This is a genomic window from Streptomyces capoamus (assembly GCF_014654935.1).
Classification (GTDB): Bacteria; Actinomycetota; Actinomycetes; order Streptomycetales; family Streptomycetaceae; genus Streptomyces; species Streptomyces capoamus.
Map to the genome: position 1 here is coordinate 20016 of NZ_BNBF01000027.1, position 10745 is coordinate 30760.

Here is a 10745-nt window from a genome sequence, read left to right on the forward strand (position 1 = left end):
TTCTTGCGTTCGCCTATCTGGCGGTGGGCCAGGCCGCAGTGAACCGCGGCGGCGCCCAGACGGCCGCTGACGCGGCGGTGCTGGCCGCAGCCCAGGAGGGGCGCAGGCAACTGGCTGCCGCATGGGCCGCAGATCTCCGCGACCCGGCCAAGTGGCAGGACGTGTTCGAGGGAAACGTGCCCGTCCGCGACCCGTGCGCCCCTGCCGGGCAACTGGCGGCGCAGAACGATGCGACGCTGGAAGACTGCGGTTGGCAGCTTCTCCGGTACACCGCCGAAGTCAGAACGAACAGGTCAGTGGGGGATTCCGTAGTTCCTGGGACGGAAGACGTCCACTCCACGGCCTCCGCCACGGCTGTGATCGAATCACGCTGCACGTTCCCTGATGAGCCCGGCGGGGACGATCAATTGCCCGAACTCACCTGTGACGGCAAGCCCTGGAAACTGGACCCGGATGACAAAGCAACTCTGCCCGCGCCCGAGGACCTCTTCGATGTTCACCTGGCCACCGGCTGACAAGCGGACGAGACGGAAATGGGGAGCAGCGCGATGAGCATGCGGTTCACTGCGAAGGCTCGCAGGGGAATGGTCGCCATGGCCCTTGCTGTCGGCTTGGCCGTCGGTGTGGCTGGTTGTGGTGGTGGGGACACTGACGACAAGAAGCCAGAGGCTTCCGCATCCGTCTCCAAGAGCCGCAGTTCCCAGGCGAGTCCTCAGGAGGGCCAGTCAGCGCAACCACTGGCTGAACTTCGCGGCCCGGAAGGATTGACGCTGAAGGTCCTGTCTGCCCAGCGCGACTCAGGCGGATTCGTCACGATCAACGCGCAGCTCAAGAATGACAGCGGCAAAGACGCCGTTCTTTCGTCACAGCTCACCGGCAACGAGACCGAGATCATGAAGAACGGGCAGTCCTTCGGGGGCGCCACGCTCGTGGATACGAAGGCCAAGAAGCGGTACTACGTACTGCGGGACACCGACGGGCGTCCGTTGACCACGGTTGGCGTCCAGTCAGTCAAGGCGGGGGACACGGTCCCGATCTTCATGCAGTTCCCCGCACCGCCGACCGGTACCGCAGAAGTCGACTTCCAGCTGCCGACCTTCTCCTCGGCCCCCATCAAGATCTCCGGGTGAGGCCCAAGTGACCACCACACCCCGGCTCGTGCTCGCCGGCGCCGTGCTGCTGATCGTCGTTCAGTTGCCCGCCGGCACCGCCGTCGCCCGTGATGGCGGGCCCAGTGAGCCCCCTGGTACCGAACCCACCGCCACCGCCCCGGTGAAGGTCGACCCCACGGACCCGGATCTGAAGCTTCCGGAGGGGGCCACGCTGGCCGCGGCCAAGGTGCTGGACATCAAGTCGGTCGTGGAGGACCAGAGCGGGGACGAGCGCCGCGAGGACACCAACGCCGACGTGACCTTCGCGCTCCAGGCCGAGGTGCTGTTCGGCAAGGACAGCGCCAGGATCGGCGCGGAGGCCAAGTCCCGCATCGCCGTCATCGCCGAGGAGATCAGGAAGCAGAACGCCACCCGGGTCCGGGTCTTCGGCTTCACCGACAACCTCGGCTCCTCCGCTCACGGCGACACCCTCTCCAAGGCCCGCGCCAACGCCGTACAGGCCGTACTCGACCAGGACCTGAACAGCCCGGCCGTCACCTTCGACGTCCGCGGTTACGGCGAGCAGTACCCGATCGCCGACAATTCCACCGAGGAGGGCCGCAAGAAGAACCGCCGGGTCGAGGTCTCCTTCCCCCGCACCGGGCAGTGAGCCGTCCCCGCCCCTCCGGGTGTCACCGCGCCGGCGGTTGGTCCGTCTCCACCTCGGCCTGCCCCTCGGCCTCCCCCTCGACCTCCACTTCGACACGCGTTCCCGCCCGTACCCCCCACCTCGCCAGCGCCCCCGCCTCCGCCTCCAGGACGTGCCGTGACCGGAGCCGGGGCAGGCCCAGGCGGCCCGGGGGCATGGTGCGGACGGCGAGGACGGTGAGGGACCGGTCGAGGTAGGCGACGTCGATCGGGATGCGCATGCCGAACGTGTGCACCCCGCTCGCCGGTGACAGCAGCATCGCTCCGTCGACGGAGTCCCGGCCGAGGAGGCCGCGGGTACGCGCGCGGTAGGAGGCCGAGATCTCCAGGGGGACGGGGGCGCCGAGCGCCGTCCCGGAGTCCGTGCGCACGATCAGCCGTCCCCGCCCGTCCCGCCAGCGCCCCATGCCCTGCCCTCCGCTTCCGTGGCCGTGGTCGTGGCCGTGGTCGTTCCCGCGGCCGTCAACTCCTCGGAACAGTAATCGCGGGAGGGGCGCCGAGCGGGCCGGTCGCGGAGGTACGTACCGGGTCGTCGTCTACCTTTTGACCGCCGCGGGGGCCGGTGCCGGCGCCCGGCTGTGCGCCGAACTCGTCGCGGAGGAGCTGGAGTCGGCGGGCGTGGGTGTCGCCGGGGACGCGGGCGCGGTGGCCGCGGTGGTACGGCGGCTGGCCGAGGCCGGAGCGGACACCGTCGTGCGGCAGCCGACGGCGGACGAGCTCGGCCCGGAGGGCTTCGTGCGGTTCGCGGCGCGGGAGGTCCGGCCCCTGGTGCCCTGAGCGAGGGCGAAAACGAGCGGCGGCGCCCTGGTCGGGCTGGAAGCATGGCCGTATGAGCGCGCGCCGTACTTTCGAGGACCTCGTGGCCGAGGGCGCCGCCGTGCCGACCGAGGGGTGGGACTTCTCCTGGTTCGAGGGGCGCGCCACGGAGGCGCGGCCGTCGTGGGGGTACGCCCGGTCCGCGGCGCGGCGGCTGGCCGGTGCCGAGGCGGTGCTCGACGTCCAGACCGGCGGCGGGGAGGTGCTGGACTTCGCGCTGGGCCGGGCGGAACCGGCCCGGCCGGTGCTGGTGGCGGCGACCGAGGGGTGGCCGCCGAACGTGGCGAAGGCCACGGCGCTGCTGCGGCCCCGTGGGGCCGTCGTGGTCGCCGCCCCGGACGACGCGCCGCTGCCGTTCGCGGACGAGGCGTTCGATCTGGTGCTCAGCCGCCATCCGGTGCGTCCGCACTGGGCCGAGATCGCCCGGGTGCTGCGGCCCCGCGGCACCTACTTCGCCCAGCACGTGGGGCCGCGGAGCGTCTTCGAGCTGGTGGAGTACTTCCTCGGGCCGCAGCCGCCGGAGGTGCGCGAAGCCCGTGATCCCGAGCGGGAGCGGGCGGACGCCGAGGCGGCGGGCCTGGAGGTGGCCGGGCTGCGGGCGGAGCGGCTGCGGATGGAGTTCCGCGACATCGCCGCCGTGGTCCACTTCCTGCGCAAGGTGGTGTGGATGGTCCCGGGCTTCACGGTCGAGGCGTACGAGCCGCGTCTGCGGGCGCTGCACGAGCGGATCGAGGAGCGGGGGTCGTTCGTGGCGTACAGCACCCGGCACCTCTTCGACGTGCGCAAGCCGGAACGCGCGCCGCGCGCTTGACCGGTCTGCCGGCCCGGTCCGGGCAGGGGGGCCGCCGGGATGGCACCGGGATGTCGCCGGGATGGCACCGGGAGTTCCCGCGCGGTTTCCACATTGTTATCCACCGTCGTTTCACATCAGCATCACCGGTCACGTAAGTTCAGACCAAGGTAATTCGCGTGAGCAAAGCTGCGCGGGCGGCACCGCGCAGTGGAGGGGGCTGCGCGGTGCCGTGAAACCGGATGATCTTCCCCGGTGGCGGAGCGGAACCGTCAAGTCCGCCGTTCGCTGACGGCGTCGCCCGACGGGGGGACACGGGGCAACTCGCCGATGTCCGCGCAAGGCGGCGTAATCCTTACGAATCTATCGTTAGTCGCACGTATCGCCTCTGATTCTGATGGGGATCGCGCGGTGGACGCCTAGGAATCGCTTGTTCCGCGACCAGCGCGGCGTTGCCGGGTGATTCCGGAGAGTAGTTGTGGCGCGCCGATGCACCCACGATCCCTTACGAAGGGTTATGGTGGAAACCCCCCCTCGGGCCGGTCCGTCTCCCCCCCACGGACCGGCCCGTTTTTTGTCGCCGCGGCCGCAGGCAGCGCGCACTGGCCCCCGGCCGCGACCGGGGCCCCCGCCCCAGCTCCTCGCCCGCGACCGGAAATCCCCGCCCCCTCCCGGCACCCGCGCCCGGCCGTGGGCGGCGCCCGGCGCACACCCCCGCCACCGCCCCGACCAGCCGCCCGGCGCGCCACGGCCCGCCGGCACCGGGGCGCCGCCCCGCCGGGAAAACCCCGCGCCGGAAGCAAGTCCCGAACAGCGGTAGGCTCGACGGCTCCGGCACCCCTACCCCGCGCCCAACCCCCGGAGGGTCACGTGAACCTGCGCGACAAGCTGCGCGGCCTGCTCGTCAGGCTCTACGCACGCCGGGTGGAAGGCCACCTGGACCACGCTCAGGTGCCCAAGCACATCGGCGTCATCATGGACGGCAACCGCCGCTGGGCGAAGGCGTCCGGCTCCAGCACCGTCCACGGGCACCGGGCCGGTGCCGAGAAGATCGAGGAGTTCCTCGGCTGGTGCAGCGAGACCGACGTCGAGGTCGTCACCCTGTGGCTGCTGTCCACCGACAACTTCGACCGGCCGCAGGAGGAACTCGTCCCCCTGCTCGGCATCATCGAGGACGTCGTACGCACCCTCGCCGCCGACGGCCGCTGGCGGGTGCACCACGTCGGCACGCTCGACCTGCTGCCCCCGCAGATGCAGACGGCGCTGAAGGAGGCGCAGGAGGCCACCGCCCACATCGACGGGATAACCGTCAACGTGGCCATCGGCTACGGCGGCCGGCAGGAGATCGCCGACGCCGTGCGGTCCATGCTGCTCGACGCGCACGACAGGGGTGTGCCGATGGAGGAGCTCGCCGAGTCCGTCGACATCGACATGATCGGCCGTCACCTCTACACCGGGGCCCAGCCGGACCCGGACCTGGTGATCCGTACCAGTGGTGAACAGCGGTTGTCCGGATTCATGCTCTGGCAGACCGCTCACTCGGAGTACTACTTCTGCGAGGTCTTCTGGCCGGCGTTCCGGAAGGTCGACTTCCTGCGCGCGCTGCGCGACTACGCCGCACGTCACCGCCGCTACGGCGGCTGACCCGCCGCACCGCCCCGTCGCCGCCCGGTGACGGGGCGTTGTCGTTTACCCCGCTCCGCGGGCAGGTAACGAGGAGTTCACCGGCGCGCTGTTGGCCGCATTTGCATGGCGGCGCGTGTTCGAGGGCATAAGCCAAGCAGGTCGACACCCGAACCACGGGCGTCGGATCTCAGCGGGCGGCACGGGGCCGTCCGCCCGGGAGGCCCTTTGCACCAGCCCGACCGTGCGGTCACAGCACGGAATCAGCCGCGGAGGGCCGGTCCACGGCCCGCCGCGCGCGGGGGCCTGACACCGGTCCAGGATCACTTCGTCGCTCCCCGACCTCATCCGAGGGGGTACGTCCTTCCGTGGTGACCAGCACAAAGCGCCATCTGCCAGACCGGCGCACGTATGTTCTCGACACCAGCGTCCTGCTGGCCGACCCGAACGCCCTGACCCGCTTCGACGAGCACGAGGTCGTGCTCCCCATCGTGGTGGTCACGGAACTGGAGGCCAAGCGGCACCATCCCGAACTCGGCTACTTCGCCCGGCAGGCCCTGCGCCTGCTCGACGACTACCGGGTCCGGTACGGCCGTCTCGACGCCCCCATCCCGATCGGGGACCTCGGCGGCACGGTCCGTGTCGAGCTCAACCACTCGGACCCCAGCGTGCTGCCCACCGGCTACCGCCTGGGGGACAACGACTCCCGCATCCTCGCGGTGGCCCGCAACCTGCAGGCCGAGGGGTTCGACGTCACCGTCGTGTCGAAGGACCTGCCGCTCAGGATCAAGGCGTCCTCGGTCGGCCTCCTCGCCGAGGAGTACCGGGCCGAACTCGCCATCACGGAGAACTCCGGCTGGACCGGGATGACGGAACTCACCCTGCCGGGCGAGCAGGTGGACCTCCTCTTCGAGGAAGGACACGTGCACGTCCCGGAGGCGGCCGAGCTGCCCGTGCACACCGGGCTGACCCTGCAGTCCGAGCGCGGCAAGGCGCTCGGCCGGGTCACCGCCGAGGGCAACGTCCGGCTGGTGCGCGGCGACCGGGAGGTGTTCGGCATCAAGGGCCGCAGCGCCGAGCAGCGCATCGCGCTGGACCTGCTGCTCGACCCGGACATCGGCATCGTCTCGATGGGCGGCCGGGCCGGCACCGGCAAGTCGGCGCTGGCGCTGTGCGCGGGCCTGGAGGCGGTGCTGGAGCGCCGCCAGCACCAGAAGGTGATGGTCTTCCGGCCGCTGTACGCGGTGGGCGGGCAGGAACTGGGCTATCTGCCGGGCACCGAGGCGGAGAAGATGAGCCCGTGGGCGCAGGCCGTCTTCGACACCCTCTCGGCGGTCACCAGCCGCGAGGTCATCGAGGAGGTCACCGCGCGCGGGATGCTCGAGGTGCTGCCGCTCACGCACATCCGCGGGCGCTCGCTGCACGACGCGTTCGTGATCGTGGACGAGGCGCAGTCCCTGGAGAAGAACGTGCTGCTGACCGTGCTGTCCCGGATCGGCGCCAACTCGCGGGTGGTACTGACCCATGACGTGGCACAGCGGGACAATCTGCGCGTCGGCCGCTACGACGGTGTGGTCGCCGTCGTGGAGAAGCTGAAGGGCCACCCCCTCTTCGCGCACGTCACGCTGACCCGGTCCGAGAGGTCCCAGATTGCCGCGCTTGTGACCGAAATGCTGGAGGACGGCCACATCTGACGGAGCACTGAGGGGCACGGACGGCGACTGGCGCCGCCCGGCAAAGGCGAAGAGCCTAGCCGGGCGGCGCTTGCGTGTGTGGGGTTTTCCTGAAATCCCTAGGGCCAAACGGGATGTGAGCTTTCACACGCAACACAGAATTGCCACGCGGTGTCGGGTTACGGCAGAGTCTCATTCCTGTCAGGCCCCGCATACGACACACCTGTACCCCCAGCTGTATGGCACCACTCGAGCAACGCCAACTCCATAGCGTCCGTCGTATGCCGCCCGCGCACCACGCGGCGCTCCCTTCGGGGGAGTTGCCCACCGGGCCCGCGCCTCCCGTGACCCCGCAGTTGGGAGGCCAGCGTCAGGGGCACGATTGCGTCCGCCAGGGTCACCGAAGCGGGCGATGCTGGAAGGAAACCGTGTGAGCCGGATTTCGGTCCGGGGATTCGCAGTGGCCTCGGCCACCGCGGTCACCGCTGTCGGAAGCGTCGTCGGCGTTGCCTCGGGCAGCACCGCGCAGACCAACGACGCCGAGGCGACGGCAGCAGCCGACACCACGCTCCTCGCGGACATACCCGCGGGTCAGCAGGCGCAGGTCCAGGCCGACTCCCTGACACAGCAGGCCGACGCCCAGGCCATCGCCGCGGACGTCAGCGCCAAGAAGGACGCCGAGGAAGCCGCCCGCAAGGCAGCCGCCGAGACCGCGATCGCGAAGAAGGAGGCCGCCGAGAAGGTGGCCGCCGACGCGGCCAAGAAGCGCGCCGAGACGAAGGCCGCGGCCAGCCGTGGCACCGACGTCCGCGACTCCTCCAGCTTCCCCACGCAGAGCAGCTACTCCGTGGCGCAGATCCAGGCGATGGCGCGCCAGATGGTGGCCGGCGACCAGTTCCAGTGCTTCAGCAACATCGTGGACCACGAGTCCAGCTGGAACTACCGCGCGGTGAACGCCTCCTCCGGCGCCTACGGTCTGTTCCAGGCCCTGCCCGGCTCGAAGATGTCCTCCGCCGGCGCCGACTGGCAGACCAACCCGGCCACGCAGATCAAGTGGGGCCTCGGCTACATGAACGAGCGCTACCACAGCCCGTGCCAGGCGTGGTCGTTCTGGCAGGCCAACCACTGGTACTAGGAGCCCCGCCGGATCCGGCACGCCCCTCTCGACCTCGCGAAGCCCCTCCCTGTCCTCGGGGAAGGGGCTTTCGCCCTGTACGGTCGTAACCGAACGGCTCCCGGGGGGAGTGGTGGCGAGCACCCGGGGACGCGGGGGAAGAGGACGGATCATGTCGCGAGTGCCAAGGTGGCTGGGCCGGCTGGGAGCCGGTCTCACCGAGATGAGCGAGCGCCTCGACGAGCGACGCGTCGAGGCCGAGCAGGACGACACCGACCGTCCCGGGCGCGCCCGGCGCGCCGCACCGGTGGCGCCCGCCGCGCCCGCCGAACCACCCGCCGGCACCGCCCCGCTCGTCCGCCGCACCGCGCCGTCCTCCGGCCGCCGTCCCGATCCGGCCGAGGCCGTGCCCTGGGGCGTCCGGGTCGCCGCCGAGGCCGGCTGGCGGCTGCTGGTACTGGCCGGCACCCTCTGGGTGCTGATGCGTGTCATCAGCGCCGTGCAACTGGTGGTGTTCGCCTTCGTCATCGCGCTGCTGGTCACCGCGCTGCTCCAGCCGACGGTCGCGCGGCTGACCCGGCGCGGGGTGCCGCGCGGCCTCGCCACCGCGCTCACCGCCATCAGCGGCTTCGTCGTCATCGGCCTGATGGGCTGGTTCGTGACCTGGCAGGTCATGGAGAACATCGACACGCTCTCCAACCAGATCCAGTCCGGCATCGACGACCTGCGCGACTGGCTGCTGAAGAGCCCCTTCCACGTCACCGACAAGCAGATCAACCAGATCGCCACGAACCTGCGCGAGGCGATCGGCGCCAACACCGATCAGATCACCTCCGCGGGCCTGGAGGGCGTCCAGGTCATCATCGAGGCGCTCACCGGCATCCTGCTGGTGTTCTTCTCCACGCTCTTCCTGCTCTACGACGGCAGGCGGATCTGGGAGTGGTCCCTGAAGCTGGTGCCCGCGGCCGCCCGCCCGGGCGTGGCCGGCGCCGGCCCGCGCGCCTGGCGCACCCTGACCGCCTACGTCCGCGGCACGGTCCTGGTCGCCCTCATCGACGCCGTCTTCATCGGCATCGGCATCTACTTCCTGGACGTGCCGATGGCCGTACCGCTGGCCGTCTTCATCTTCCTGTTCTCGTTCATCCCGCTGGTCGGCGCGGTCGCCTCCGGCGCGCTGGCGGTGATCGTGGCCCTGGTCACCCAGGGCGTCTTCACCGCCGTCATGACCCTCGTCGTCGTCCTCGCGGTCCAGCAGATCGAGGGCCACGTCCTGCAGCCGTTCATCCTCGGCCGCGCGGTCCGCGTCCACCCGCTGGCGGTCGTGCTGACCGTGGCCGCCGGCGGCATGGTGGCCGGCATCGGCGGCGCGGTGGTGGCCGTACCGCTGGTGGCGGTGACGAACACGGTGGTGGGCTACCTGCGTGAGTACTCCCTGGAGGAGGCCGTGGCACAGCCCGCGGCCGAGCCGCCGGCCGCCGGGGAACAGGCACCGGCCGCCGGCAAGGCACCGGCACCGGCCGTCCCGGCCGTTCCGGACGAGCCGGCCGAGCCGGCCTGAGACGCTTGGTTCGAATCGCCCGGCCCCCGTGCCGGGGCGGCGTCCGGATGAACGCGCACGCCTGCGCCCGTCAGCCGTAGTAGAAGACCATGGCGGCGAACAGGACCACCGCCGAGGCGGTGAGCGCCGGGGCACGGTAGCGGCTCCATGTGCCGAGGGCCAGCAGTCCGGTCCAGAGCCCGCCCATGAGGGCGACGGCCCACCAGCCGCCGGCCGCGTCCGCTGCGGCGAGGGGCACGGGGGCCAGCAGGATCGTCGGCGGGACGACGACGGAGCGGGGGCGTATGGCCAGCCGCTTGTGGACGACGGCCAGCACGACGGTGCACACCACGAGGGTGAGCGGCACGGCCGTCACGCCCGGCCAGGTGATGCAGACCATGTCGTCCGGCTGACAGCTTCGGTCGTCGCGGTGCTGGATCCAGGAGTGGTAGCCGAGGGCACCGACGGCCAGAGCCGCCCCCGTGAGGGCCGCGCCCAGTACGCGCGGCAGCACGGGGCGCGGCTCGGTGGTGCGGGTAGTCATCTCTCCAGCCTTCCGGAACACGGCCCGGGGGGCCTGAGTACGAGTACTCAGGCCCCCCGGTCCGGTGGGTGGTCGGTCACATCTTCTTAAGGGTCTGCTCCAGGGTGTCGGCGTAGATGCGCGCTCCGGCGATCTTGGGGTGGAGGGTCTTCATCGACGCTGCGGGCGCTTCCGTGTCCGCCCGCTCCCGTCCGGTCTCCACGATGGCGTGGATGGTCTCAGGGTTGCCGCAGGCGGCCTTGCCGTCGAAGTTGGTGCGCGGGTCGGAGAAGACCGCCCAGGTTCCGGCGTCCGAGACGGCTCCCGCCATCTCGCTCGCCAGATTGTCGGCCAGTCCCCGCACCCAGACGTTCTCGACGTCCTCGTACGCTCCGGGGAAGCAGCTGCGGTCCTTCTCGACCAGGCGCGGGTAGCCCATCAGTACGATCTTCGCGTGCGGCGCGGCGGTGTGCAGGGCCGTCAGCGTCTTGACGATGCGCGGCCGCACCGTGTCGTGCAGCCACTTCGGCGCCCAGTCCTTGAGGTTCCCCGTGGTGCCGGGGGCGTCCTCGCCCGTGACGGGGTCCTGGTTGTCCAGTTCGGAGTACGGGCACGTCGTCAGCTGAGGATCCTGGAGGTCGATGCACTTCTTCATGATGTCGCTGAACCGGGCGTCGTTGCCGCCGATGCTGAGCGTCACCAGGGTCGTGTTCTGGTCCAGGTAACCGGCGGCCAGCTGTCCCACCTCACCGGACTGGCCGTCCCCCAGCACGTTGAACGTACGGGCGCCGGAGCAGGCCACGAAGTGGTAGTCCATGCGCGCGTCCAGACTGTCGGCCATGGCACCGATGGAACTCGAGTACCCCGGCA

The 10745-nt window shown here is 70.8% G+C and carries 11 protein-coding genes and 1 pseudogene; 9 read left to right on the plus strand and 3 right to left on the minus strand.

Translation table 11 applies throughout. The features are described 5' to 3' along the window. The 3 genes from IE312_RS31845 to IE312_RS31855 form a co-directional block, all read left to right on the plus strand. A partial coding sequence (locus tag IE312_RS31845; RefSeq protein ID WP_229900677.1) for a hypothetical protein occupies window positions 1-515 on the plus strand: 515 nt, incomplete at its 5' end. Window positions 516-548: 33 nt separating this feature from the next. Then, window positions 549-1130 (plus strand): hypothetical protein, encoded by a 582-nt coding sequence (locus IE312_RS31850; RefSeq protein ID WP_189985728.1) that lies wholly within the window; start codon window positions 549-551, stop codon window positions 1128-1130. Window positions 1131-1137: 7 nt separating this feature from the next. Then, complete coding sequence (locus tag IE312_RS31855) at window positions 1138-1761, plus strand: OmpA family protein (protein WP_189985729.1); 624 nt, start codon at window positions 1138-1140, stop codon at window positions 1759-1761. A gap of 22 nt (window positions 1762-1783) precedes the next feature. Here IE312_RS31855 and IE312_RS31860 read toward each other — a convergent pair whose 3' ends face one another. Continuing rightward, window positions 1784-2206 carry a DUF192 domain-containing protein gene (locus IE312_RS31860; RefSeq protein ID WP_189985730.1) on the minus strand — a complete coding sequence of 141 codons (423 nt, stop codon included), beginning with the start codon at window positions 2204-2206 and terminating at the stop codon, window positions 1784-1786. 85 nt (window positions 2207-2291) lie between these two features. Between IE312_RS31860 and IE312_RS31865 the strand changes: the two are divergent. From IE312_RS31865 to IE312_RS31890, 6 genes and pseudogenes are all read left to right on the plus strand, one after another. Then, a pseudogene (locus IE312_RS31865) lies at window positions 2292-2576 on the plus strand (LLM class flavin-dependent oxidoreductase); the annotation flags it as partial. A gap of 52 nt (window positions 2577-2628) precedes the next feature. Next, entirely contained in the window at window positions 2629-3426 is a 798-nt protein-coding gene (locus IE312_RS31870) for a methyltransferase domain-containing protein (RefSeq protein WP_189985732.1), read from the plus strand. An 849-nt stretch (window positions 3427-4275) separates the two neighbouring features. Further along, window positions 4276-5049 carry an isoprenyl transferase gene (locus tag IE312_RS31875; protein WP_189985733.1) on the plus strand — a complete coding sequence of 258 codons (774 nt, stop codon included), beginning with the start codon at window positions 4276-4278 and terminating at the stop codon, window positions 5047-5049. 347 nt (window positions 5050-5396) lie between these two features. Further along, entirely contained in the window at window positions 5397-6722 is a 1326-nt protein-coding gene (gene phoH2, locus IE312_RS31880) for an RNA 5'-3' helicase PhoH2 (RefSeq protein ID WP_189985734.1), read from the plus strand. A 409-nt stretch (window positions 6723-7131) separates the two neighbouring features. Next, the gene (locus tag IE312_RS31885) at window positions 7132-7836 is read left to right on the plus strand and encodes an aggregation-promoting factor C-terminal-like domain-containing protein (protein WP_502267002.1); all 705 of its coding nucleotides are present in this window, start codon (window positions 7132-7134) and stop codon (window positions 7834-7836) included. A gap of 151 nt (window positions 7837-7987) precedes the next feature. Next, entirely contained in the window at window positions 7988-9373 is a 1386-nt protein-coding gene (locus IE312_RS31890) for an AI-2E family transporter (protein WP_189985736.1), read from the plus strand. Window positions 9374-9443: 70 nt separating this feature from the next. Here IE312_RS31890 and IE312_RS31895 read toward each other — a convergent pair whose 3' ends face one another. After that, complete coding sequence (locus tag IE312_RS31895) at window positions 9444-9896, minus strand: hypothetical protein (RefSeq protein WP_189985737.1); 453 nt, start codon at window positions 9894-9896, stop codon at window positions 9444-9446. A gap of 76 nt (window positions 9897-9972) precedes the next feature. After that, window positions 9973-10716 carry an SGNH/GDSL hydrolase family protein gene (locus IE312_RS42735; protein WP_229900678.1) on the minus strand — a complete coding sequence of 248 codons (744 nt, stop codon included), beginning with the start codon at window positions 10714-10716 and terminating at the stop codon, window positions 9973-9975. Window positions 10717-10745: the final 29 nt, after the last annotated feature.

Bases quoted from the DNA above. Each gene is read 5' to 3' on its own strand.
- IE312_RS31850 (WP_189985728.1), top strand. From the start codon at position 549: ATGAGCATGCGGTTCACTGCGAAGGCTCGCAGGGGAATGGTCGCCATG.
- IE312_RS31860 (WP_189985730.1), bottom strand. From the start codon at position 2,206: ATGGGGCGCTGGCGGGACGGGCGGGGACGGCTGATCGTGCGCACGGAC.
- IE312_RS31870 (WP_189985732.1), top strand. From the start codon at position 2,629: ATGAGCGCGCGCCGTACTTTCGAGGACCTCGTGGCCGAGGGCGCCGCC.
- IE312_RS31890 (WP_189985736.1), top strand. From the start codon at position 7,988: ATGTCGCGAGTGCCAAGGTGGCTGGGCCGGCTGGGAGCCGGTCTCACC.
- IE312_RS31895 (WP_189985737.1), bottom strand. From the start codon at position 9,896: ATGACTACCCGCACCACCGAGCCGCGCCCCGTGCTGCCGCGCGTACTG.
- IE312_RS42735 (WP_229900678.1), bottom strand. From the start codon at position 10,716: ATGGCCGACAGTCTGGACGCGCGCATGGACTACCACTTCGTGGCCTGC.